This is a genomic window from Epilithonimonas bovis DSM 19482, assembly GCF_900108115.1.
GTDB classification, from domain to species: domain Bacteria; phylum Bacteroidota; class Bacteroidia; order Flavobacteriales; family Weeksellaceae; genus Epilithonimonas; species Epilithonimonas bovis.
In genome coordinates this window covers 1-25,717 of sequence record NZ_FTPU01000042.1, presented here as the reverse complement: position 1 = coordinate 25,717, position 25,717 = coordinate 1, and the positions used below count along the sequence as shown (strand labels likewise).

Annotated in this window: 23 protein-coding genes, 2 pseudogenes and 1 riboswitch; of the genes and pseudogenes, 7 read left to right on the top strand and 18 right to left on the bottom strand. The window is 38.9% G+C overall.

Translation table 11 applies throughout. From position 1 onward, the window contains the following. Positions 1-192, bottom strand: a pseudogene (locus tag B0B05_RS13960) (IS5/IS1182 family transposase); the annotation flags it as partial. A gap of 113 nt (positions 193-305) precedes the next feature. Here B0B05_RS13960 and B0B05_RS13955 point away from each other — a divergent pair. Continuing rightward, positions 306-1,430 (top strand): outer membrane beta-barrel family protein, encoded by a 1,125-nt coding sequence (locus B0B05_RS13955; protein ID WP_076784226.1) that lies wholly within the window; start codon positions 306-308, stop codon positions 1,428-1,430. Positions 1,431-1,495: 65 nt separating this feature from the next. Here the strand turns inward: B0B05_RS13955 and ctlX are convergent, their stop codons facing one another. The 5 genes from ctlX to B0B05_RS13930 form a co-directional block, all read right to left on the bottom strand. Beyond that, entirely contained in the window at positions 1,496-2,413 is a 918-nt protein-coding gene (gene ctlX, locus B0B05_RS13950) for a citrulline utilization hydrolase CtlX (protein WP_076784225.1), read from the bottom strand. Between the two features lie 24 nt (positions 2,414-2,437). Beyond that, positions 2,438-3,352, bottom strand: a complete 915-nt coding sequence (locus B0B05_RS13945; protein WP_076784230.1) for a dimethylarginine dimethylaminohydrolase family protein — start codon at positions 3,350-3,352, stop codon at positions 2,438-2,440. Between the two features lie 176 nt (positions 3,353-3,528). Continuing rightward, on the bottom strand, positions 3,529-4,815 hold the full coding sequence (locus B0B05_RS13940; RefSeq protein WP_076784224.1) for a citrate synthase: 1,287 nt from the start codon (positions 4,813-4,815) through the stop codon (positions 3,529-3,531). A 218-nt stretch (positions 4,816-5,033) separates the two neighbouring features. Beyond that, on the bottom strand, positions 5,034-6,326 hold the full coding sequence (gene eno / locus B0B05_RS13935) for a phosphopyruvate hydratase (RefSeq protein ID WP_076784223.1): 1,293 nt from the start codon (positions 6,324-6,326) through the stop codon (positions 5,034-5,036). A 131-nt stretch (positions 6,327-6,457) separates the two neighbouring features. Beyond that, positions 6,458-6,877: a septal ring lytic transglycosylase RlpA family protein gene (locus tag B0B05_RS13930; protein WP_221406977.1), complete on the bottom strand. Its 420-nt coding sequence runs from the start codon at positions 6,875-6,877 to the stop codon at positions 6,458-6,460. A 96-nt stretch (positions 6,878-6,973) separates the two neighbouring features. Here B0B05_RS13930 and B0B05_RS13925 point away from each other — a divergent pair, with 96 nt between their 5' ends. The 4 genes from B0B05_RS13925 to B0B05_RS13910 are packed head-to-tail and all read left to right on the top strand — an operon-like array spanning position 6,974 to position 9,671. After that, the gene (locus B0B05_RS13925) at positions 6,974-7,741 is read left to right on the top strand and encodes an enoyl-CoA hydratase-related protein (protein WP_076784221.1); all 768 of its coding nucleotides are present in this window, start codon (positions 6,974-6,976) and stop codon (positions 7,739-7,741) included. A gap of 9 nt (positions 7,742-7,750) precedes the next feature. After that, complete coding sequence (locus B0B05_RS13920; protein WP_076784220.1) at positions 7,751-8,182, top strand: deoxycytidylate deaminase; 432 nt, start codon at positions 7,751-7,753, stop codon at positions 8,180-8,182. Between the two features lie 48 nt (positions 8,183-8,230). Continuing rightward, a complete protein-coding gene (xerD, locus tag B0B05_RS13915; protein WP_076784219.1) occupies positions 8,231-9,142 on the top strand; it encodes a site-specific tyrosine recombinase XerD in 912 nt (303 codons plus the stop codon). Positions 9,143-9,161: 19 nt separating this feature from the next. Beyond that, positions 9,162-9,671, top strand: coding sequence for an NUDIX hydrolase (locus tag B0B05_RS13910; protein WP_076784218.1), 510 nt, complete (start codon positions 9,162-9,164; stop codon positions 9,669-9,671). A gap of 36 nt (positions 9,672-9,707) precedes the next feature. On the opposite strand, the gene B0B05_RS13905 is transcribed toward B0B05_RS13910, so the two are convergent. Continuing rightward, positions 9,708-10,265 (bottom strand): thioredoxin family protein, encoded by a 558-nt coding sequence (locus tag B0B05_RS13905; protein WP_076784217.1) that lies wholly within the window; start codon positions 10,263-10,265, stop codon positions 9,708-9,710. A 67-nt stretch (positions 10,266-10,332) separates the two neighbouring features. Further along, positions 10,333-11,235, bottom strand: a complete 903-nt coding sequence (gene miaA / locus B0B05_RS13900; RefSeq protein WP_076784216.1) for a tRNA (adenosine(37)-N6)-dimethylallyltransferase MiaA — start codon at positions 11,233-11,235, stop codon at positions 10,333-10,335. Between the two features lie 260 nt (positions 11,236-11,495). Between miaA and B0B05_RS17275 the strand changes: the two are divergent. Beyond that, a pseudogene (locus B0B05_RS17275) lies at positions 11,496-12,651 on the top strand (methionine aminotransferase). A 6-nt stretch (positions 12,652-12,657) separates the two neighbouring features. Further along, positions 12,658-13,224: a DUF2911 domain-containing protein gene (locus B0B05_RS13890; protein WP_076784215.1), complete on the top strand. Its 567-nt coding sequence runs from the start codon at positions 12,658-12,660 to the stop codon at positions 13,222-13,224. A gap of 164 nt (positions 13,225-13,388) precedes the next feature. Here the strand turns inward: B0B05_RS13890 and B0B05_RS13885 are convergent, their stop codons facing one another. From B0B05_RS13885 to B0B05_RS13840, 10 genes are all read right to left on the bottom strand, one after another. After that, positions 13,389-14,006: an HAD family hydrolase gene (locus B0B05_RS13885; protein ID WP_076784214.1), complete on the bottom strand. Its 618-nt coding sequence runs from the start codon at positions 14,004-14,006 to the stop codon at positions 13,389-13,391. An 11-nt stretch (positions 14,007-14,017) separates the two neighbouring features. Next, positions 14,018-14,935, bottom strand: coding sequence for a formimidoylglutamase (gene hutG / locus B0B05_RS13880; protein ID WP_076784213.1), 918 nt, complete (start codon positions 14,933-14,935; stop codon positions 14,018-14,020). Then, complete coding sequence (gene hutI, locus B0B05_RS13875; RefSeq protein WP_076784212.1) at positions 14,936-16,159, bottom strand: imidazolonepropionase; 1,224 nt, start codon at positions 16,157-16,159, stop codon at positions 14,936-14,938. Between the two features lie 56 nt (positions 16,160-16,215). Beyond that, positions 16,216-17,172 (bottom strand): methylenetetrahydrofolate reductase [NAD(P)H], encoded by a 957-nt coding sequence (gene metF / locus B0B05_RS13870; RefSeq protein ID WP_076784229.1) that lies wholly within the window; start codon positions 17,170-17,172, stop codon positions 16,216-16,218. Positions 17,173-17,253: 81 nt separating this feature from the next. After that, positions 17,254-19,938 (bottom strand): methionine synthase, encoded by a 2,685-nt coding sequence (metH, locus tag B0B05_RS13865; protein WP_076784211.1) that lies wholly within the window; start codon positions 19,936-19,938, stop codon positions 17,254-17,256. Positions 19,939-20,038: 100 nt separating this feature from the next. After that, a complete protein-coding gene (locus tag B0B05_RS13860) occupies positions 20,039-21,049 on the bottom strand; it encodes a homocysteine S-methyltransferase family protein (protein ID WP_076784210.1) in 1,011 nt (336 codons plus the stop codon). A 273-nt stretch (positions 21,050-21,322) separates the two neighbouring features. Next, positions 21,323-22,528: an O-succinylhomoserine sulfhydrylase gene (locus B0B05_RS13855; RefSeq protein WP_076784209.1), complete on the bottom strand. Its 1,206-nt coding sequence runs from the start codon at positions 22,526-22,528 to the stop codon at positions 21,323-21,325. Positions 22,529-22,553: 25 nt separating this feature from the next. Next, entirely contained in the window at positions 22,554-24,092 is a 1,539-nt protein-coding gene (locus B0B05_RS13850; RefSeq protein WP_076784208.1) for an ACT domain-containing protein, read from the bottom strand. After that, positions 24,089-25,036 (bottom strand): alpha/beta fold hydrolase, encoded by a 948-nt coding sequence (locus tag B0B05_RS13845; RefSeq protein WP_084173986.1) that lies wholly within the window; start codon positions 25,034-25,036, stop codon positions 24,089-24,091. Before B0B05_RS13845 ends, B0B05_RS13850 begins: the two co-directional genes overlap by 4 nt. 51 nt (positions 25,037-25,087) lie before the next feature. Then, positions 25,088-25,192, bottom strand: a riboswitch (SAM riboswitch). A gap of 196 nt (positions 25,193-25,388) precedes the next feature. Further along, positions 25,389-25,717: transposase (locus tag B0B05_RS13840; protein ID WP_076784207.1), on the bottom strand; the 329-nt coding region annotated here is incomplete at its 5' end.

The following is a 25,717-nucleotide window of genomic DNA, read 5'->3' as shown; positions in this document are numbered from 1 at the left end:
CATTCCTGCTATTTTGCGAACCGCAATAGAGGGTCTTCCTTCTTTTGAAAATAAACCCTCGAACTCAGCTTCTATTTTATCCCAAGAAATCTCATGCGCTAATTTTACAAGTGGATGATCCATATTAATAAGCTCGGTAAGTCTGGTCTTGAATAAATTTTGCTGTAAATCCTGTTTTATTTTTCCTAACATTTTGCCACTTTTTATACCCTAAAAATACGATTTTCTGCAATTTTATACAACATTTTTAAGCGAAATTTGATAATAAAATATTGAATATCAAATCGTTGTATTTATTTTAAGGAATGACTAATTATACAAAAACAGATAACAATGTGATGCTGGATGCACTGGCCGGTGACAGAAATTATGTGCCGGATACGGATCTATCTAAGCATTTTGTATACAACGAAAATATTTTTGGTGTTTACCTTACCGCGAACAAAAAATTCTCCGAAAAGTTTTCCGCAAAAGTGGGATCGCGCTATGAGTATACCAAAAGCCAGGGAACTGTGCTCAACGATAACCAAAGCATCGAAAGAAACTACGGCAATCTCCTTCCTTATGCCAGTATCAGTTATGCGCCGGCAGATAATCACAGTTTCTCTTATACTTTCTCCAGCCGGATAAGAAGGCCAAGTTTCTGGGAAATCAACCCGGTGAGAAATTATCTTACCAATACCAATTATACGCAGAATAATCCTTTTGTAAAGGCGTCGCCAGTGTATAATCAGGAATTCAATTATATGTATAAAAATGCGTATTATATTAACATAGGCTATAGCCAAACCAACGATAATATTGCCCAAGTCCCTTTGCAGAAAAAAGAAACTGTCAACGGAGAAGAGATTAATATCCTAAGATATATCAGGACTAATTTTGGGAAGAAATACGAAATCAATTACATTGTTGGGATGAACAAAAGCTTCTTCAAACAGTACCTGCAAACCAATCTTAACCTTGGCATCCAGATGAACAGAGTAAACGGAACGCTGGACACAGATCCAATTACAGGAGAAAAATTCCCGGAATTTATACTAAACAGGACAACTTACAGCCCTCTAATCCAAGCTAATAATAATATTCGCCTGGACAAGGCCAAAAGTTGGTTTTTCGGAGTCAATTACTTTTACATTGGCAAACAGCAGATTGACATCGGTATGCTTAAACCATTGCAAAGCCTGGATCTATCCATCAAAAAAGTATGGAATAACTGGACTTTTGCAGCCGACGCACGTGATATCTTAAGAACCAATATTGTAAAAATATCAGATACACAGTCTACCGGAAACTTCAATAATATCTACCAGATCCAGTACGACAACCGTAGTTACACTGCAACCATCACTTACAACTTTGGTAATAACAAGGTTAAAAAAATCCGTGATATCGAGAACGCATCAGACGCCATTAAAAACCGCACCAGATAACATTCATTATATATTAAGTTAAATTTTTCAATGAAACTCCTGATGACAATCGGGAGTTTTTTCAATTACCTCTTCGGCAGAAAAACCTCAGCCAACATACATCGTGCGCTACCACCGCCGTTGGTCTCTATTGTCTCCAAATCGGAGTAAATAATTTCGCAGTATTTTTCGATTGCAGCAACCTGTTCTGGCTTGAGAGATCTATAAGCACTTTGGCTCATTACCAGGAATTTTTCTCCTACATTGTTATGAACCTGCAGCATATTGCCGGCGAAATTCTGCATTTGTTCTTCGGAGATTTCTATCAGTTCTTTACCGGAATTTTTGATGGTTTCAATAACTTTTTCGCGTTCCAGTTCATCATCAATACAATCCAGGCAGATGACCACAAATTTGTCTGCAACACACATCATGACGTTGGTATGATAAATGGGCAATCGTTCTTCGCCTGCAGTCTGATAAGAATGGAAAACCACCGGTCTGAAACCAAACTCAGCGCAAAATTTTCTGAACAAATCCTCATCCAGTCTCAACGAAACCGAACCATAAGCAATCTTGTTATCATGGTCGAAAATCATACTTCCTGTTCCTTCCAGAAAAAGATTGTCTTTTTCCGCTCCAGAATAATCGATAACTTCGGTTACTTCAAATTGTTCTTTGATTTGGTTGATGATATCATCTCTTCTTTCCAAACGTCTGTTTTCTGCAAACATCGGATATAATACGACTTTCCCGTCTTTGTGAAAACTCACCCAGTTATTCGGAAAAATTGAATCCGGAGTTTTTGGGTCAAGTGTATCTTTTATCGTGATTACATTGATTCCTTTTGCTCTCAGTTTTTCAACAAAAGCATTGAATTCCTTCAAAGCTTCCCCTTGCACATTTCCTTCCTGTTGAACCTGAAAATAATTGTTAACCGCCGTTTGCTCGTTGAATCCGAAAGCAACCGGTTCTATCATCAAAACTGTATCTGTAGTTTGCATTGTTTAAATTAAATTTTGAATTAATTATTCTCTTACCAACGGCAAAGTCGAGCACCTCAACAATCCACCCATTTTCGAAATTTCACGATATGGAATTTCTTCAACTGTAAAACCCCATTCGTCTCGCAAATGATGATTCAATCTTGTGAAAGTTTTATCGGAAACCACAACATCGGGAGCAATTGAAAAAATATTCGGGTTCATTTCGAACATCTCTTTATCATTAACTTCGAAACAATTTTCTTCTCCAAAAATATCCAAAAGCAATTGGTAATCCGACTCATCTACAAATCCATTTTTGTAAATGATACATTTGTCATTCCCAACGATATTAAAAGTACAATCCAGATGAAGGATTCCTTCGTAAGGTTTTGTATCATTCTTCTTCAAATCAAGGTCGATGATTCTTTTCTTTGGGAAATATTCTTTTAGAATTTCGATGGCGTATTCGTTGGTTCTTGCTGTTTTCAGATTCCTGTAATCTGGACTATAACTTGTTCCGATGAAAAGAAATCCGTTCCAGACAATCACGTCTCCACCTTCGATATGAGCCGTTTCGGGAAGATTGATGATGTTTCGCCAGGATACTTTATCGATGATATGCCTGTAAGCTTCCTGCTCATCCGCTCTATCGGGAATGATATTGGAAATAATCATTTTATCTTCTATCACAAACGCGACATCTCTTGCAAAAACCTGGTTATAGTCTTTTAAGATTTTCGGTCGGAAAACCTCGACATCATATTTTTTCAGAACCTTTTCGAATTCTGTCATTTCAGAGATAATATCTTGTTCTTTTGGATAGATATTATTTTGGATTGTATGATAAGATTTTGCGTCGTAACTTTCTTCCAAAGTTGGGACAGGGCCATTAGATTTAGGCTGTCCAAGAACTACAGACCGCAAACGCCCGGTTTCATTTTTGATATTAAGATTAATTCCCATATGATTGTAAGTGTCACAAATATAACCAAAGCGTTGTAAACCTTAATGATTCAGAAATAATATCTGTGGATAGCCATTAAAAAACTATTTTTTCACCTTGTTTCTAACAGCAAGCCAAAAAAAATCCCCAAAATAATAATTTTGAGGATTTTTAATTTTGATAAAAAAGCTTATCTGTTGGCAATATCTACATAATCTCTTTCTGTAGCACCTTGATAAACCTGTCTTGGTCGTCCGATTGGATCACCTTTGAGTCTCATTTCTTTCCATTGAGAGATCCATCCCGGTAGTCTTCCCAAAGCAAACATTACGGTAAACATCTCTGTTGGGATTCCCAATGCTCTGTAGATAATTCCGGAGTAGAAATCTACGTTTGGATATAATTTCCTTTCTACGAAGTAATCATCTTCCAAAGCTACTCTTTCCAACTGCATGGCAATATCCAGCGCTTTATCCTGGATTCCTAATTTACCTAAAATATCATCAGCAGCTTTTTTGATAATCTTAGCTCTTGGGTCAAAGTTTTTGTAAACTCTGTGCCCAAAGCCCATCAATCTAAAGCTGTCGCCTTTATCTTTTGCTTTTGCTACCCATTTGTTAACGTCTCCGCCATCTTTTTCTATCAGTTCAAGCATCTCGATCACTGCCTGATTGGCACCACCGTGTAGCGGCCCCCAAAGTGCTGAAACACCTGCAGAAATAGAAGCAAATAATCCAGTATGTGCTGAACCAACCATTCTTACTGTAGAAGTAGAGCAGTTCTGCTCATGATCTGCATGAAGAATTAATAATTTGTCTAACGCACTTACAACAACAGGATCCATATCAAATTCTTCATTTGGTAATCTGAACGCCATTTTGTAGAAGTTTTCTACATAATTAAGACTGTTATCACCATGATTGATTGGTAAACCCTGGGTTTTTCTGTAAGTCCATGCGCAAAGGTGTGAGAATTTTGCAATCATCAATTCTGCGGCATGATCCAGCTCTTCTTTTGATTTTACATCAACAGCTTTTGGGTTGAATGCTGTAAGTGCAGATGTTAAAGAAGAAAGAACGCCCATAGGATGCGCAGAACGCGGGAACACGTCAATCAGTTTCTTAAGCTCATCAGCAACAAAATTATATTTTTTGATATTATTTTCAAATGAAGAGAACTGATCCGTAGTTGGCAACTCACCATTAAGCAAAAGATACATAACCTCTGTAAAGTTTGATTTCTCAGCAATCTGATCTATAGGATAACCTCTGTAAAACAACTCCCCTTTATCACCGTCCAGATAGGTAATCTCACTGATTGTAGCACCTGTATTTTTGTAACCAAGATCCAGAGTAATCAGACCCGTTTGGTCTCTTAATTTAGAAATATTAATTCCTCTGTCGCCCAGTGTACTATCTACGATTGGGTATTCAAAACTTTTCCCGTCGTAATTTAATATTACTTTATTATCTGACATTTTAAAAATATTTATTTGCTAAATATAAGAATTAAAGTATAAACCGGAAACTGACAAAAGTCATATCTATCATTCGATACTGTTTATGATAGTGATTGATTAAAAAAATAACCTGAAGCCATAAAAATAAATTTACAATTACCTGAAAGTCAAATAAATAAAAAACAACAGAGCATCTGAAAATTCAGATGCTCTACATAACAACTATGTTGTTTTGATTATCTTTTGATTTTGAAGGCGTCTAATCCCGGGAATATTGCAGTTTCCCCAAGAGCTTCTTCAATTCTTAATAATTGGTTATATTTTGCCATTCTGTCGGATCTGGAAGCAGAACCGGTTTTGATCTGCCCACAGTTTTGTGCTACGGCAAGATCTGCGATGGTAGAATCTTCTGTTTCACCGGATCTGTGAGACATTACTGTCGTATACTTGTTGTTTTGGGCCATTTGCACAGCATCCATTGTTTCTGACAGAGAACCAATCTGGTTGACTTTTACAAGGATGGAGTTAGCAATACCTTCATTAATACCTCTGGACAATCTCTCTACATTGGTTACGAACAAATCGTCACCTACCAACTGCACTCTATCCCCGATTTTGTCTGTCAACATTTTCCAGCCTTCCCAATCGTCTTCCTGCATACCGTCTTCTATAGAGATAATTGGATATTTATTAGCCAGTTCTGCAAGGTAAGAAACCTGCTCGCTTCTGCTGAATTGTGGCGCGTCCGCTGTCTGGAATTTTCTGTAATCGTAGATACCGTCTTTATAAAATTCTGAAGCCGCACAATCCAAAGCAATCATCACGTCATCGCCAGGCTTGTAACCTGCTTTTTCGATAGCCTGTAGCAATGTATCCAAAGCATCTTCTGTCCCTCTGAAGGTTGGTGCAAAACCGCCTTCGTCACCAACAGCAGTAGACAAACCTCTGCCATGAAGAATCGATTTTAAGTTATGGAAAATCTCAGTTCCTTTTCTCAACGCATGAGAGAAAGAATCCGCTTTTACCGGCATTACCATAAATTCCTGGAAAGCAATAGGTGCATCGGAGTGAGAACCTCCGTTGATCACATTCATCATTGGAACAGGAAGTGTATTGGCGTTTACACCACCTACATATTTATAAAGTGGCATTCTAAGTTCTGCTGCTGCAGCTTTTGCTACTGCAAGAGACACACCCAGTATAGCGTTGGCACCCAGTTTACCTTTATTAGATGTCGCATCAAGATCAATCATAACAGCATCGATCAGATTTTGCTCAAAAACAGGCAGACCTATTAGCTCAGGAGCGATGATTTCTTTTACGTTTTCAACCGCTTTCAGCACACCTTTCCCCAAAAATTCTGTTGCACCGTCACGCAGTTCAACGGCCTCGTGCTCACCTGTAGATGCGCCAGAAGGTACAGCTGCACGGCCCATAGCACCGTTTTCTGTAAAAACATCTACTTCTATAGTAGGATTCCCTCTGGAATCCAAAATCTGTCTTGCCTCGATAAATGAAATGTAACTCATTGTCTTGATGTTGTTTTAAAAGGTTTTTGTATTGATCGCTTTTTTCAAAAGCATTGCAAATTTAAACAAATTTTAAAATATTATGTTATGAATCATTCTTAACACCAATTAAAGCTAAATAATCCTGATAATTAATTTAAAACTCTGTAACGAACTTTGACTACGCCATCCCTAAGATCAGCTATTTTCTTAAAGGCGCCCTGGCTAAGATCAAAAGCGCGCGAAGGCTTCAAAGTTCCACGGTCATTTACGGTAACATGCACTTTTTTATTATTACTGGTATTGACAATCTCCACTTTTGTCCCAAACGGCAGCGTCTTGTGGGAAGCGGTCATCCTGTGATGCCTGTAAATTTCTCCGCTGGCGGTTTTTTTGCCGGAAAACCTGTCCGCATAATAAGAAACTGTTGTGCTATTATAACCACCGGCGTTTCTGGATGATCTGCAGGATATGACTAAAACCGAAGTCATTAGCATTATTACAAATACTTTGAACATATTATCACACCGGCTATATCCTTTTTTATTAAGACATCCATAACAATTCTTCATAGATAAATATTTATTTGAGGTAATATTTGGTTTATTTTGGGTTAATTACTATATTTAAGATATAAATAACGTTTTATAAAACCTAAATTACTTTTAATGAATTACGAAAGTATAAAATTAAATATTGAAGATAAAATCGCGACTCTAACTATCAACAGGCCAGATAGCCTAAATGCGCTTAATGCCCAGGTTTTCTCAGATTTGGATCAGGCATTTGATCTTCTCGCTGCAGATCAGTCTGTGAGATGCATTATTGTGACGGGGAGCGGCGAAAAATCTTTTGTTGCCGGGGCTGATATCAAAGAGTTTTCCTCTTATAATGCAGAAGAGGCGAAAGCACTGTCCAAAAGAGGTCATATTATTTTTAGTAAAATAGAAAATCTTAACAAACCCGTTATTGCCGCCATCAATGGGTTCGCGCTGGGTGGCGGACTGGAGTTGGCTATGGCGTGCCACATCAGATACGCATCAGATAATGCAAAATTAGGATTGCCCGAGGTTACGCTTGGTTTAATCCCGGGTTATGGCGGCACACAGAGGCTTCCAAAACTCGTGGGGAAAGGGATGGCCAACGAAATGATCTTTTCAGCAAAAATGATTTCTGCAGAAAAAGCCAAATCTGTTGGCCTTGTTAACGACATTTTCTCTCAACAGGAATTATTAGAAAAAGCCAAGGAACTTGCCGCTCAAATTGCGAAAAACTCACCTCAAGGCATTGCCAAAGCTATAGAAGCTGTTAATGCCAGCGAAACAGAGCACGGGATGTCAAAAGAAATAGACTGTTTTGGCGACCTGTTTGCAAAAGATGATTTCAAAGAGGGCGTTTCTGCATTTCTAGAGAAAAGAAAACCATCGTTTAATTAACCGGTATTTATGACTTATAACAAATTCGATATTGCTTATCTCAAGATGGCAACAGAGTGGGCCAACCTGTCTTATTGCAAAAGAAAAAAGGTAGGCGCGCTGATCGTAAAAGACCGGATGATTATCTCCGATGGCTACAACGGTACCCCTTCCGGGTTTGAAAATAACTGTGAAGATGAAAATGGGAAAACCAACTGGTTTGTTTTGCATGCGGAAGCCAATGCTATCCTGAAAATCGCCAGCAGCACACAATCCTGCAAAGGTGCAACGCTTTATATCACGATGTCGCCATGCAAAGAATGCAGCAAGCTAATCCTGCAGTCGGGTATAGAAAAAGTTGTTTACATGGCAGGCTATTCTGATGACAGCGGACTGCAGTTTTTAAAAAACGCCGGCATCGAAATTTTAAACATTACCGAAGAAGAATTATACTGTACATAAAACATTATGAACAAACCAAAAAACTAATAACTATAAAAAACACAAATTATGAACTGGCAGGAAAAAATCGAAGATTTCTCAAATTTTTTAAAATTTGAGAAGAATTTCTCCGACAATACACTGGATGCTTACGTCCGGGATATCAAGAAGTTAGAAAATTTTGCAGTCAACAATATGGACAACATTTCGCCGCAGGACATCACCTACGAAACGCTGCAGGAATATATCTACCAGATGTCTAAAAACAAGATCAGCGAGCGTTCTCAGGCAAGAGGAATCTCCTCGTTGAAAGCTTTTTTTAAGTTCCTTCTAGAAGAAGAATACCGGGATGATAACCCAGCATCTTTGTTGGAAGGGCCAAAGCTGGGATTGTATTTGCCCGATACGCTCAGTATAGAAGATATTGATAAAATTATCAACTGTATCGATAAAAATACCGATATAGGCAGAAGGAACCACTGCATCCTGGAAGTTTTGTATGGCTGCGGACTACGGGTCTCTGAATTGGTGGACCTAAAAATATCCAATATCAATTTTAAAGAAAATTACGTCCTGGTGGAAGGCAAAGGCGAAAAGACACGTCTTGTTCCGCTGGCGCAGTCGACTGCCAAACTCATCCAGGACTATATGAAGGAAGTTAGGTCGGTGAATAAAATCAACAAAAAGCACGAAGACTGTCTCTTCCTCAACTCACGCGGCACCAACATGTCTCGCGTTATTGTCTTTTTGATCATCAAGGAACTGACTCAGAAAGCCGGGATTACAAAAAATATTTCGCCACACACATTCCGTCATTCTTTTGCAACCCATCTCCTGCAAAATGGCGCAGACTTGCGATTCATTCAGGAGATGCTGGGGCACAGCAGCATCACTACGACTCAAATCTATACCCATTTGAAAACCGAAGAACTTCGGGATGTGATTACAAAATTCCACCCGAGAAATAAAAATACGGCCTGATTTTTACTAAATTGATAGAATGGAAGACTTAAAATTCTGCCCAAAATGCGGCAAAGACACTTTGATCTGGGACGGCAATATAAAATGGACCTGCAGCAATTGCGATTTTGTCCTATTTAATAATACCGCCGCCGCCGTTGCGGTGATCATAAAATGCAAAAACGAATTGTTTTTTACGGTGAGAAATCAGGATCCCGGAAAAGGAAAACTCGACTTGCCCGGCGGGTTCTGTGACCCTAGAGAAAGTTCTGAAGAAACCTGTTACCGCGAACTGCACGAAGAATTGGATATTGTAACAGACATCAGCAGATTCAGGTATTTGGGCAGCCGTCCAAACCTCTATCCATACAAGAATATTGTGTACAATACCATGGATTTGTTTTTTCTGTACGAAGTGGAAGAAAAATTTGAAATAAAACTACAGGAATCGGAGGTTTCTGCCGGAATATGGATAGCAACATCAGCGATTGATTTTGACAAAATCGCCTTCGAATCACAAAAATCTTTCCTGAGAAGCTATATTTCGTAAAACAAAAAACCGGAAAAATTTCCGGTTTTTATTTTTTTATTTCCATTTGATATTACAACCAAGGCTAGGTCTTTGGAACTCTTCCTGCTCTGCACCGGCCAAAAGGTTTTCAAAAGCAATCACCAGATCTTCTCCGGTCACTTCTTTCTGATTACCCGGGCGCGAATCATCCATCTGGCCGCGGTAGATCAGTTTCAGATTATCATCAAAAAAGAAAAAGTCCGGTGTACAGGCCGCATCATAAGACTTTGCAACATCCTGAGTTGCATCATATAAATAAGGAAATCTGATGCCTTTTTCTTCTACAAAATCTACCATATTTTCCGGAGAATCTGCAGGATACTTGTCCACATCATTGGCATTGATTCCAATAAACTCGATACCCTGAGATTTGTAATCTTCGTACAATTCTTCAAGCTTATCAATGATATGCAGCACAAACGGGCAGTGATTGCACATAAAGATGACCAAAGTCCCTTTTTTCCCTTTTAGAGATTCAAGAGCCTGCAGTTGATTATTGTTTGAAGGATTAGGCAGCTGAAAATCCGGTGCCTTTGTTCCCAGCGCTAACATATTAGAAGGTGTGTTTGACATTATTTTTAATTAAAATGGTTAAATAAATTAAATAATTAAAAGATTATCATACATATAAAAGTTATTGTTAACCTAATAATTTACTTAGCAAAGATAGGGATTCCTGAAAAGAATTATCATAACTCACCCAATTTACATTGTGCAGCTTCTTGTTCCATGTCATCTGGCGTTTGGCGTAGCGGCGAGAGTTTTTTTTGATCTCTTCTACTGCAAAATCCAAATTCCATTCCCCATCAAGATAACGGAATAACTCTGTATAACCGACAGTTTGCAAGGCTACCCTGCCCCTTTCAGCGATTAATCCCTTAGCTTCTTCCAGCAAACCGTTCTGCATCATTATATCCACACGGCGATTGATTCTCTCATAAATCACCTCTCTTGGTGCTTCAATTCCAATTCTTATCGTTTCAAAATTTCGCCTGGCTTTTGGCAAACTAAGATTTTCGGTATAGGTTTTCCCCGTTTGCCAAATGATATCGATGGCACGCAATAGTCGCCTTGGATTATCTTTATCCACTATTGCAAAATAATCCGGATCCAATTCTTTCAGTAAAACTTGTAAAGCTGTCAGCCCATCATTCTCCCAAATCGACAATAATTTCTTTTGATTTTCGTCGTCCGCTTCGGGCAGGTCGTTCATCCCTTCTACCACGGCTTTCTCATACATGCCGCTTCCACCGACCATAATGGCAACATCCTTTTCGGAGAAGATGTCATCAAGCTTTTGTAGCGCATCAACTTCATATTGCCCAATGGAATAATAATCATTAATGCTAAGATTAGCCACGAAATGATGTACAGCTTCTGCCAGTTCTTCATCGGTGGGCGTTGCCGTTCCAATCTTCATTTCTTTGTAAAACTGGCGCGAATCACAGGAAACAATCTCGGTATTAAGATGCTTCGCCAGATCGATTGACAATCTGGTTTTCCCGATTCCTGTAGTTCCGACGATGGAGATAAGACGTTTCAAAAAGTTAATTTTTGCAAATTTACAAAATCGTTATTTTGATTTAAGCGCAAAGCTCGCAAAGATTTTATAAATAGCCAATTGCTCTAAGGTTCGCAAAGGCGTAAAACTTAGCAAAGTAAAAATAATTGCTGAACGAAGTGCCTTTGCGAACCTTAAAATATTTTCAATAATTATATTGAAACTTTGCGTTCATTGCGTTTAAAATATTCTCAAAAGGTTTTGATTTTTTAAAGTAATTATTACCTATTTTTACAATCAGAATGGCATTCAAATTACCAAACTCCAAACTTCCTGATGTGAAAACGACGATTTTCGCAGAGATGAGTTTGTTGGCTCAGCAGGAAAATGCAGTCAATCTTTCTCAAGGATTTCCCGATTATCAACCTGATGAAAATTTAATCAAATATCTCGGAGATTTTGCAAAACAAGGACAGAATCAATATGCACCTTTGTTTGGAATCAAAGAATTGCGAGAAGAAATTTCTAGGAAATTTAATCTTCAATATCAAGTTGATTATCAGCCCGATTCTGAAATTAATGTTACTGCTGGAGCAACTCAAGGAATTTTTACAATCATTTCTGCTTTCGTAGAAAAAGGAGATGAGGTTATTATTTTTGAGCCGGCCTATGACTGCTACGAGCCAGCCGTTATACTGAATGGTGGGATTATAAAAAACATCAAATTGCATTATCCTAACTATGAGATTGATTGGAATGAAGTGAAAAACCTGGTTTGCGAAAAAACCAAAATGATTATCATCAACAATCCTAACAATCCAGCCGCAAAAATCCTGAAACAAACCGACATTGATGAATTGACCGCTATTGTTAAAGCTACTAATGTCATTATCCTCAGTGATGAAGTTTATGAAAGTATCACTTTTGATAAACAAACCTCATCTTACATTAGCAAAATATCCCGAACTAAAAGAAAAAACCTTTGTTGCAGGCTATTTTGGAAAATTGCTGCACATTACCGGCTGGAAAATCGGTTATGTTTGTGCACCGGCAGATCTGATGAAAGAGTTCCGGAAAGTTCATCAGTTCAATGTATTTTGTGTCAATATGCCTGCACAGTTTGCCATTGCTAAATATTTGCAGAATATTGATGATTTTGGAAATATTGCAACATTTTTCCAAACAAAAAGAGATTATCTGAAAAATGCGCTTGCAGAAACGCCTTTCCGTTTACTGGATTGTGAAGGCACATATTTTCTCTCTGCAAATTTTGGCGCAATTTCTGATAAGCAGGACAAAGAGTTTTGCTATTGGCTGACCAAAGAACACCAAGTAGCAACCATACCGTTTTCTGCATTTTATAAGGATAAGACGGATGAAAAAGTGATCCGTTTCTGCTTTGCCAAAAAGCAGGAAACATTGGACAAAGCTATTGAACAATTATTAAAAATAAAGTAAATCATAATGAAAAACCTAATCATCGCTGCTTCGCTTCTACTGGGCGTCAGCGCATTTTCACAGGCTAAACTGGACCCCACAAAGCTGAATTATTTTTCTGTAGATGTGAGCCCGATGGACGCTGTGTATTATCCGCTTCAGGTAACCTCTTCCAAGACAGAAACACCCAAGATAAAAGTGCTATACTCACGGCCACAAAAAAAGAACCGTGTTGTATTTGGTAACCTGGTAAAATATGGTGAAATCTGGCGATTTGGCGCCAATGAAAATACAGAAATCAAATTTTATACACCGGTGATATTGGGTGGCAAAGAAATTCCTGCAGGAACTTACAGCCTTTTTGCAATACCTAATGAAAAAGAATGGACTGTCATCATTAATTCTGATACGGATAAATGGGGCGCTTACGCCTATGACAAAAGCAAAGACGTAGTTCGAATCACTGTTCCGGTTGAGAAAACCGCGGCTCCCATCGAATATTTTTCGGTAACATTTGTACAGACCAAAGCCGGCGCCGATCTCTATGCGGGCTGGGATGATGCGCAAATCAAAGTCCCTATTGAGTTTAAATAATCCTAAATACGAAAACGAAGCCCTGTCATAATTTGACAGGGCTTTTTATTTTGCCTTCTACAGCGAATCTTATGCAGCCCGACTTGAACGGTTATCCTTTTTGCGAGAGGCCTTGCCGAGCAAAAAGATAATAGTGGAAGGCGGATTAGCTGCCCAAATAAAGATTATAGTAAAAGTAAATCTTCAAATTTCCGGATCTTCAGCTTTGGATTTTCTATTTTACCAAAACCATAAGCAGCATGAACAAAATCAACACCAGCTTTATCAGCAGATTCTTTGTCCCAGATGGTGTCGCCTACATAGACGGGATGTTGCAGGTGATTGCGCTCTACAATCAGTCTGATATTCTTAGCTTTTGGAAAACCCTGATTGCCAAAGCATTCAAAATCCTGAAAAAAACTGCCTAAGTTGTAAAAATTAAGAAAACTCTCGATATAACCTTTCATACAATTGCTGACGATAAACAATCTGTAATTTTCTTTTAGTTTATCTAAAGTTTCTTTGACATGAGGGTAAAGTTTCCCGCCCGATTGGGCAATATATTCTTTCTCTTTTTGCGAATAGACTTCTTCAAAGGCCTGCAGTTCTTCTTTGGGTACAAAACCGAAATGCTTTGCAAAAATATCATCCATCTTCATCCCGGAAAAATCCCTCACGGTTTGCGCAGTAATAGTCACATTGATGCCGACCTGATGTAAGGCGTCGTTAAAAGCTTTTACCATTGTCTCTGAGCCATCCCAAAGTGTTCCGTCCAGATCAAAAATAATGCTGTCGTATTTCATAAAATAAATTTCTAAATCATAAACCATTCATTAACAAGGCTTGCCGCCAACCTTGCTGTTCTTTCCTGAATATCAAAGTCGGGATTAACTTCCGCCACATCCAATGCCTTGGTTTTTGGCTGACTTAAAATATGCCGGAAAATCTGCATAAAACTGTGATCGGCAAAAATCCCGTTATAAGCCGGCGCACTTACACCAGGCGCAATAGCTGCGTTGAAAACATCCATACACACGGTAACGTAAACCACATCAGCTTCGTCCAGAAATGCATTGATCGTAAACATCAGGTTAGGAATACTTTGTGAGTAAATCTCGTCTGCCAAAATATACTTCATACCCAGTTGATCTGCAGTATCAAACAGATGTTTTGTATTACTGTTTTTTTGGATACCAATATGTAGCGAATGTATCTCGCTCTGCTGTGCAATCTGCCAAAATCCCGTGCCGGAGGTGGCTAAATCATTTTCCGGCTGGCGGTTGTCAAAATGCGCATCAAAGTTGATAATCCCGATTTTCTGATTGGGAAAAGCTTTTCTGATGCCGGAATAATGTGCAAAAGTCACCTCGTGCCCACCTCCTAAAACAACAGATTTGCCTTGTTTCGCTAATACCTGAGCCACTTTTTCGGCTAATACAATTTGGGTTTTTTCGAGATCTTCGTTATCGCAGTGGATATTTCCAAAATCTTTGAGAGAAAAACGGGAATTAAACACCGGGAAGTTGGACATATTTTTGCGGATCAAATCCGGAGCTTTTTGTGCGCCTACCCGGCCTTTGTTGCGCTTCACGCCCTCGTCCACAGCAAAACCATGCAGTACAAAGTCGTTGGGATCAACAGCATTATAATCTGCGGCTGTGTTCACTCTTTGGAAAATCCTTTGGTAAGAATCCTCTTCGCCATCAAAACGGCCTGTCCAATCAAACATCATCTATATTTTTTCTCCGTTAATGTAAATTGATTTTGGTTTTAAGCTACCCTGATGATACAGGATATTCTGGAAATTATTCGTCTCGTAGGTAATAAAATCCGCTTTTTTACCTTCTGCAATAATTCCTCTATCCTGCAAATCCAGTGCAAAAGCGGCCCGAAAAGTAATTGCTGCTAAAACCTCTGCGGTGGTTAGTTTCTGATAAGTGGCCAAGACCGAGGCCTGCGTAATCAGATTTCCCATCGGAGCCGAACCAGGATTCCAATCGGTGGCGATGGCCATAATTCCGCCTTTGTCCAGGATTTTCCTTGCTGGAGAAAATGGTTCACCTAATCCCAAACTTGCACCTGGCAGAGCGATGGCAACGGTATTGGAATTGGCAAGCAACTCAATATCCTGGTCAATTGTCGCTTCTAGATGGTCCGCAGATTTTGCACCAACTTCCACCGCAATCCGGGAACTGCCTGGTGTAAACTGATCTGCATGAACTGTGATTTGAAAGCCTAACTGTTTTGCTTTTTCCAGAAAAATTTTGCTTTCTTCCGGCTGAAAAGCCGATTTCTCAATAAAGATATCAACTCTAGTTGCCAAGTTTTCTTCTTTTACTTTTGGTAAAATCTCATCAATGATATAATTAAGATAGTCTTCCGAAGACCCATCAAAATCTTTTGGTTTAAGATGTGCAGCAAGGCAGGTTGGGACAAGAGTTGCTTTGGTTTTTTCCTGGGCTTTTCTGATGGCCCGCAACATTTTCAGTTCTTCATCAGCATTCAGCCCATAACCGCTTTTTATCTCGATGGTTGTAATGCCCTGCCTGAGCAAAAAACCGACTCTTTCCAAAATGCCATTTACCAATTCATCTTCTGAGGCTTCTCTGGTATGTTTTACAGAACTCCAAATTCCTCCCCCGGATTCTGCAATCTCCAAATAAGTTTTACCTGCATTCCGCATAGCAAAATCATTCGCGCGGTTCCCGCCAAAACAGATATGGGTGTGCGCATCAACCAGCGCCGGGATCACAACCTGTTCATTTTCAATAAAATCAATTTCGGAATTGGGGAATTTCTGTTTCAATAATTGATAATCTCCGGTTTCCACAATCTTTCCGTTGTCAGAAATAATTCCTCCATTAGTAATGATTTCCAGAGACTCATCATTCAATTTTCCCTTGAGTGGAAGATGGTTGAGGGTGACAATTTGTTGAAAAGGACCAGTTAATTTCATATAATTTGTTGAATCGTAAAATTAAAAAAAGAGATACAAATTGCATCCCTTTTTTATTAAAAAACCTCTCTCCCGATCTTCAAAATATTATCGCTTTTCCCCATCGAATAAAAATGCAGTACAGGAACACCAAAATCGAGTAATTCTTTACATTGCTGGATGGCCCATTCTACTCCTACTTCGCGTACATCAGTATTGGTTTTACATTTCAGGACTGCATTAATAAGAGTTTCCGGTAAATCGATCTTGAAAACCTGCGGCAACAGTTGCAGATGGGTTTTGGTGGCAATGGGTTTGATTCCCGGTATGATTGGAACATCAATACCAATTTCGCGTGCCTGTTTTACAAAATCAAAATATTTCTGATTGTCAAAAAACATTTGGGTAACGATGTAATCAGCTCCCGCTTCCACCTTTTTCTTCAGCATCTGGAGATCATAATTCATCGATGGTGCCTCGATATGCTTTTCCGGATAACCGGCCACACCGATGCAAAAACTACTCTCATCTTTGCACTCGATCTTGCCATGGAGGTACTCTCCCATACCCAGATCATGGATCTGCTTGACCAAATCAGAAGCATACCTGTTCCCGCCTTTGGTTGGTTCAAAATACTTTTCGCCCTTCATCGCATCACCTCTTAATGCTACTATATTATTGATTCCCAAATACATACAATCCACCAAAAGATATTCAGTTTCTTCCCGGGTAAAGCCGCCACACAGCACGTGCGGCACCGTATCCACATTATATTTATGCTGGATTGCCGAGCAGATGCCCAAAGTCCCAGGGCGCATTCTTGTAATTTTGCGTTCCATGAGGCCGTTTCCTCTTTCGATGAAGATATATTCTTCGCGGGATGTTGTTACATCAATAAAAGGAGGCTTGAACTCCATCAAAGGATCAATATTCTGATACAAATCTGCAATTCCAACGCCCTTTTGTGGGGGAACAATCTCAAAAGAGAAAAGCGTTTTGCCGTTGGCGTTTTTTATATGGTCAGTAATTTTCATTTTAAATTTTTTAGTTGTTTGTTGGTAGTTGTTAGTTATTGGATTTTTATTCGATGGAAAATTACCATCAACCGACAACCATCAACCATCCACTAAATTAGGAGCCAACCATTTTCTGGCATAATCCAATTCAACACCTTTCCTTTCCGCATAATCTTTCAATTGGTCTTCATCGATTTTTCCGACTCCAAAGTATTTTGACTTTTTATTTCCGAAATAATATCCTGAAACGGCTGCGGTTGGCCACATTGCGAGACTTTCAGTCAGAGTTACTCCGATGTTTTCTTCAACTTTTAATAAATCCCAAATCGTCAGTTTCTCCAAATGATCCGGACAGGCCGGATAACCCGGAGCCGGGCGAATTCCCAGATATTTTTCCTTGATCAATTCATCATTATCCAAGGTTTCATTTTCAGAATAACCCCAATATTCAGTTCTGACTTTTTTGTGAAGATATTCTGCAAAGGCTTCTGCAAGACGGTCCGCCAAAGCTTTTACCATTATTGCGTTATAATCATCGTTTTGCTCTTCATATTCTTTTGCCAATTCATCAGCTCCAAATCCTGTACAAACACAAAAAGTTCCGATATAATCCTGCTTCCCAGAGTTTTCAGGCGCAATAAAATCACTTAAAGCAAAATATTCCTTCCCTTCTGATTTTTTATGTTGCTGGCGCAAAGTTCTGAAAGTTGAAATCACATTCTGATTGTCATCATAAACCAAAATATCATCCTGTTCATTCGCATTGGCTGGGAAAATCCCGAAAATACCTTTGGCAACAAAACTCTTTTCTTTCAGTATTTTTTTGAGCATTGTCTGCGCTTCATTGAACAAAATCGTCGCCTGTTCTCCAACCACATCATCTGTTAAAATCTCGGGAAATTTTCCAAACAATTGCCAGCTTCTGAAAAACGGTGACCAGTCTATAAACTCAACCAATTCATCCAAATTTTGGTCTTCAATAATGGTGATTCCTAATTTTTTCGGTGTTGGAATAATTTCATTTTCCCAATTGATTTTGAATTTTTTCTCACGAGCTTCTGCTATCGGAACATATTCTTTATCAACCTGGCGATTCAGGAATTTTTCACGGAATTCATCATAATCTTTTCTGATTTCCAAAGCATAAGCATTAGATTTATCCTGATTCAAAAGCGCACTCACAACGCCAACTGCTCTGGAAGCATCATTCACGTGAACAACCGTATTGGAATATTTAGGTGAAATTTTAACCGCCGTATGCGCTTTGGAAGTTGTTGCACCTCCAATTAATAAAGGAAAGTCAAGATTTTTACGTTCCAGTTCATCTGCAATATGAACCATCTCGTCCAGACTTGGCGTAATCAACCCGCTTAATCCAATCACATCTACTTTTTCATCAATCGCAGTCTGAATAATTTTTTCCGCCGGAACCATCACACCGAGATCTACGATCTCGTAATTGTTACAACCTAAAACTACGCTCACAATATTTTTCCCAATGTCGTGAACATCGCCTTTTACCGTTGCCATCAGGATTTTTCCGTTGGACTTTTGAGTCTGATCTTTTTGTGCCTCAATGAATGGCTGAAGATAGGCAACCGCTTTTTTCATTACCCTCGCCGATTTCACCACCTGAGGCAGGAACATTTTCCCACTTCCGAAAAGGTCACCGACCACACCCATCCCTGTCATCAGATTGATTTCGATAACATCCAAAGGTCGTTTAGAATTTTGACGCGCTTCTTCTGCATCTTCCTCAATAAAACGGTCAATTCCTTTAACCAAAGCGTGCGTGATTCTTGTTTGTAAATCCTGCTCTCTCCAGCTAAGGTCTTCGGTTTTTTCTTTTTTTGTGGATTTATGTTTTTCGGAATAATCGAGCAATTTTTCTGTCGCATCATCCTTCCTGTCGAGCATTACATCTTCCACCAATTCTAGCAAGTCTTTTGGGATTTCGTCATAAACTTCCAACATTGTCGGATTTACGATCCCCATATTCATCCCCGCTTTTATGGCGTGGTAAAGGAAAACAGAATGCATCGCTTCCCGCACAGAATCGTTCCCACGAAAAGAAAACGAAACGTTGGAAACACCGCCACTTACGGAAGCATTTGGAAGATTGGTACGAACCCAGCGAGTTGCCTCGATAAAATCGATGGCGTTTTTACGGTGTTCATCCATTCCGGTCGCAACAGGAAAAATATTAAGGTCGAAAATAATATCCTCAGAAGGAAAACCAACTTGGTTCACCAAAATATCATAAGATCTTTTGGAAATCTCTATTCTTCTTTCGTAATTATCAGCTTGTCCAACCTCATCAAAAGCCATAATAATCGCTGCTGCGCCATACCTTTTAATCGCTTTTGCTTGCTTGATGAATTCTTCTTCGCCACCTTTCAAACTGATGGAATTCACGACAGGTTTTCCTTGAACCACTTGCAAACCAGCTTCTAAAATTTCCCATTTTGATGAATCAATCATAATCGGGATTCTCGCAATATCCGGCTCGGAAGCAATAAGGTTGAGGAATTTGACCATTGCGTATTTCCCATCCAAAAGGCCGTCATCCATATTGACATCCAGAATTTGAGCACCGCCTTCCACCTGATTTCTGGCAATATCGAGTGCTTCGGAATATTTTTCTTCCTTAATTAATCGAAGAAATTTTTTGGAACCAGCAACGTTGGTTCTCTCTCCAACATTGATGAAGTTGGATTCGGGAGTTATAATTAAAGGCTCAAGGCCTGATAATTTCAGATATTTTCTTTTACAATCTGTTTCCATAATTTAATTTACCAATATAAAAGTTTACCAATGTAATAATGAGATTCCACACTTCGATCAGAATGACATCTTGCTCGAAAATTGGCAAACTGATACATTGTTATATTGTTACATTAATTTGCCGCGGTTTATAATTTTTTGCTAAGTCGGCAATCGCTTTGATATGTTCCGGCGTTGTTCCGCAGCAACCACCAATGATATTGATTAATCCTTTTTCTACGTATTCTCTGATTTGCTCAGCCATATATTCCGGAGATTCGTCATACTGACCGAAAGCGTTCGGTAAACCGGCATTTGGATAAGCCGAAATTCCGAAGTTTGTATGATTGGAAAGAATCTCAAGATAAGGCGTCAGCTGTTTTGCACCCAAAGCGCAATTGAAACCAACACTTATCAAATCCATATGCGAAACCGAAATCAAAAATGCATCGGCAGTTTGTCCGCTCAAAGTTCTTCCGGAAGCATCGGTAATTGTTCCAGAAACCATAATTGGAATCGTGATATTTCTTTCTTCTCTTATTTCGTCAATTGCGAATAATGCCGCTTTTGCATTCAAAGTGTCGAAAATGGTTTCAACTAAAAGAATGTCAGAACCTCCGTCTAGCAAAGCCTCTGCTTGTTGTTTGTAAGCAATTCTGAGTTCGTCAAAAGTAATCGCTCTGTAACCTGGGTCATTGACGTCTGGACTTAGACTCGCTGTTCTGTTGGTTGGTCCGATGGAACCCGCAACAAATCTTGGTTTATCAGGGTTTTGAGCCGTAAACTCGTCACAGACTTTTTTAGCAATTTTAGCAGATTCATAATTGAGTTCGTAAACCAAATCTTCCATATGATAATCCGCCATTGCAATGGTAGTTCCAGAAAATGTATTGGTTTCAATAATATCCGCACCTGCTAGAAGATATTTTCTGTGAATTTCTTCAATGGCTTCTGGTTGAGTCAAAGACAACAAATCGTTGTTTCCTTTGAGCGGAGATTCCCAATCTTTGAAACGCTCGCCACGGTAATCTTCTTCGGTGAAATTGTAGCGCTGAATCATCGTTCCCATTGCGCCGTCGAGAATGAGAATACGTTCACCCAATGCTTTATATAATTGTTCTGAATTTTTCATAATTCATTTCTTTTTCTAATGTCCCATCGGTTTTACCGACGGCTACTGATATTGAATCTTTCGGATTCTTCTTTTTTTTCGTTGATTGGAAGATAAAACCTCAACATAGCCCCGATGGTAGCGGCATCCTTTTTTGTTTTTTTGGATTCTTCGACAAACTCAGAATGACAAATGTTGTAAAAAAACAAAAAAGATATAGCGGACAGCGGGTTGGAATCTTGTTTCGGAGCTGAAAACTGGTTGCTCTTTCCTTCGACTCCGCTCAGGATGACATTAATCCAAAGCTTGCTTCAAATCGCCTAAAATATCATCAATATTTTCCAAGCCAACAGAGCAACGTACCAATCCGGCAGTGATTCCAACCTCGTTTCTTTCTTCATCAGAAAGCTTGGAATGCGTTGTAGAAGCCGGATGCGTTACAATCGTCCTCGTGTCTCCCAAATTGGCAGAGAGAGAACACATTTTAATTCTGTTTAGGAAATTTCGTCCACCTTCAATACCACCTTTTACTTCAAACGCCACAATATTCCCGCCTAATTTCATTTGCTTTTTGGCGATTTCGTAGCTTGGATGCGATTTCAGGAAAGGATATTTTACCAGTTCTACGTTCGGGTGATTTTCCAGAAATTCTGCAACTTTCAGAGCGTTCTCACAATGTTTCTCGACACGGATCGCAAGAGTTTCCAAGCTTTTACTTAAAACCCACGCGTTGAATGGCGACATCGCCGGTCCTGTATTTCTCGCAAAAAGATAAATCTCACGGATCAAATCTGCTTTTCCAACCGCAACGCCGCCAAGAACCCGGCCTTGCCCGTCGATGAGTTTCGTTGCAGAATGCACCACGATATCGGCGCCGTATTTAATTGGCTGTTGTAAATAAGGTGTTGCAAAACAATTGTCTACGATGAAAAGCAGGTTATGTTTTTTGGCGATTTTTCCAAAAAATTCCAAATCCAAAACCTCGATCGCAGGGTTGGTAGGCGTTTCCAGATACAGGACTTTCGTATTGGGCTGGATGTACTGTTCAACATTTTCAGCATCTTCTGCCTTGAAATACGTTGTTTCGATATTCCATTTCGGGAAATATTTGGTGAACAACGTATGCGTAGAACCGAAAACCGACTGGCAGCTGACAATATGGTCGCCGGCACTCAGCAGCGCAGCAAATGTGGAATAAATTGCCGCCATTCCCGTTGCAAAAGCGTAACCGGATTCTGCGCCTTCCATTTTCGCGATTTTATCGATAAATTCGGTTACGTTTGGGTTGCTGAAACGGCTGTAAAGATTCTTATCTTTTTCTTCTGCAAAACTCGCACGCATATCTTCCGCATCTTCAAAAACAAAGCTTGAAGTGAGATATAACGGCGTGGAATGTTCGTCAAACTGAGTTCTTTCGGTTTGAGTTCTTATAGCTAATGTTTCGAAATTGGTTGATGGTTGATAGTTGTCGGTTGATGGTTTTTCTTCTTTGTTCATCATTAATACATTTTACTTTTTACAAGAATTATTTTGTTTCGCTTAATCTTAAAATATCTCCAAAAACACCTCTGGCAGTCACTTTAGCTCCAGCTCCGGCTCCCATAATGACGATTGGATTTTCACCGTAACTTTCAGTATAGATTTCGAAAATAGAATCGGAACCTTTTAATTGCCCAAGCGCAGAATTGGCAGGAACAGAAATTAGTTTCACATCCAATTCTCCTTTTTCTTCCTGAAGATTTCCGTGCAAATCTCCGACGTATCTTAAAACGTAGCCTGACTCTTGGTTTTCTTTAATTTTTTGATATTCGTCGTCTAATTCTTCTAATCTTGAAAGGAATTCTTCTTTAGAAACTGACAACAAACTTTCAGGAACGAGATTCTGAATATTGATATCTTCAAATTCATTAATCAAATCTAATTCTCTTGCTAAAATCAAGAGCTTTCTTGCAACATCATTTCCTGATAAATCTTCGCGCGGGTCTGGTTCTGTGTAACCTTTTTCCAAAGCTTCGTTGATAATCGTCGAAAATTTGTCATTACGAAGTGAAAAATTATTGAAAACATAACTCAAGGTTCCAGAAAAAACACCTTTGATTCTTGTGATATTTTCGCCTGAAAGATGGAGGAGTTTGATCGTATCAATCAATGGCAAACCTGCACCAACATTGGTTTCATAGAGATATTTCTTTTTGTTTTTTTCTAATAATTTTCTGAAATTCCGATATTCAGAGATTGGTAATGTGTTGTAGATTTTATTAGAACCAACAACATCAAAACCGTTCTCAACAAATGTTGGGTAATGCTTCACAAAATCTTTGCTCGCCGTGTTATCTACCATTACAAGGTTTTCCAGGTGGTGTTCTTTTGCGAAGTCAACCAAAGAATCTACGCTTGATTCTGTTTGGGAATATTTGATTTTCTGCCTCCAATCGCTTCCGAAACCGGCTTTGTTGAATGCAATTTTTCTGGAATTAGCGATGGCTACAATTTTCAAATCTACTCTTTTACGGTTAAGAATGTCATAGGCAGAATCCAGAATCTGCTCTATAAGCGTGCCGCCGACATTGCCGTGGCCAATCAATGCAAGGTGAACGGTTTTGGGTTTTCCAAAGATTTCGGTTTCAATAATATTTTTTGTGATTTCGGTCTGATTGCCGGTGACAACAATGTTCACCCTTCCGGCAGAAGCAATCTGGCTCAGTAACAACGGGTAAATTTTATTTCTTTGAAGTTCCGACAAAATCTTATTGTAATTATCCGATACAAAACCGATAACACTCAGATTTTCTATACTATAGATATTGCTGACGTGCCCTTCGGCCTTATCTTTTTCAAATTCTTTGGTTAAAAAATTAACAGCATCTGCAGCATCATTCTCATCCACAAGCACAGAAATACCGTTTTCGATTGCCTGCTGCGAAATAACTCCAACGCTGATTCCGCCGCCATTAAGGGCCTGAAAAATGCGTGAGTCCACACCAATTTGCCCAAGGAAATCTTTCCCTTCGAAGTTAACCAATGCCTTGTTTCTGTAAATATTAATTGTATTTTTATCTGTCATTTGTTAAAAATTGGTTTTAAAATCGCGTTCAGCTGCTCATACTCCATTAGGAAAGCATCGTGTCCGTGGATAGAATTAATCTCGTGATACTGCACGTTTTTGTTTTTATTTTGTAAAAATTGGTAAGTATTTTTGATTTCAAACGCTGGATAAAAAAGGTCTGAATCTACCGACACCAAATGGATTTCCGCATTGATATTTTCCAACTCATTTTCCTTTCCGCTGATATTCATCAGAAGATGATTGACGAGTTTGTATGCTTTTAAACTAAATCTTTCGTTTAATCTGTTTCCGTGGAAGTTGAGCCAATCGTGAGATTTCAGAATTTGCTTCTCCGCAACTACTTCCCTGTTGAATCTGACGTTGAGCGATTCCGGCGTTCTGTAACACAACATGGCATGAATCCGTGCTTTTTCCAATGGTTTTTCCGGAGAATCCAGCAAGAATTTCTGAACCAGACATTGCGAATGAAGCCAGTCTGAAGTTTTGAAATCGGTTGCAATCGGGATAAACTTCTCTGCCAGATCGTTTGCTGAAACCAGCATTTCCCATCCTATAGACCCGCCAACTGAACCGCCAACCAAAGCAAATAATTTATTGATTTTTAAGCTCTTAAGCCCTTTTATAAAAACTTCAGCAATGTCATGTGCTGTAAAATCCGTATACTTATCAATGAAAAATCCGTCAAAACCATTTCCCGGGATATTGAAACAAATTATTGTGAAGCGATTGGTATCAATTACTTTTCCTTCACCAACCAAAGTTTGCCACCAGCCGTTTTTGCCTGTTACATCAGAGTTACCGGTCAGGGCGTGATTGATAAGTATTACCGGAGCTGTATGTAGGGGCTGCCCAAAAAGCTGATAGCTTAATGGAATATTGTAAACTTTACCGTTTTTGGTTTTGAACTGATTAAGGTTGATATGTAGTAGCTCGTTTTTCAATTTTGATAAAATTAAATTGAAAACGCTACAGGGAAATGTAGAAATAGGTTTGGGTTATCTTTTCCGCCATTGCGGATAGAATTTAGCACCTTCTTCGTTTCCGAAGGGTTGCCAAGGTTTCATAGAGTCTAATCTCTCCACCTTTCTCGATAACATTTTCAATATGTGAATGAACAAATATGACTGCAAAGATAGATAAGAAATTGCATTAGTTCCAAATTGTATGAAAATTTATGTACATCAATTTTTTGTTAACAATTAATTGTAAGATATTTATAATGGCAGTTATGTATAATATTTGCTTAGAAAAAATCACAAAATTTGAAAAATGGACATTAATCTAAGAGCCTGTTTAAATTTTATTCAATAAATTTTTTATAGCGGATAATTTTACCATATTTTCAGAATTTTCCATTAGTAATTCGTAATTCCTGCATAATCTCCTGTCGTTATCAAACCAGGAAAATGTCCGTTCAATAATCCATCTTTTAGAAATGGGCTTAAAATCTGTTTTCTTTTCATCATTTCTCATCACCACATTGATTAGATAACCAAACTTATTTTTCACCTGTTCTATGATTTCTCCTCTGTAACCTCCATCAGCAAGAATAATCTTCACAGGACTTAAGAAATATGCCAAAGTTCTCATGAGAAAATCAACAGCTTTACTGTCATGAACAT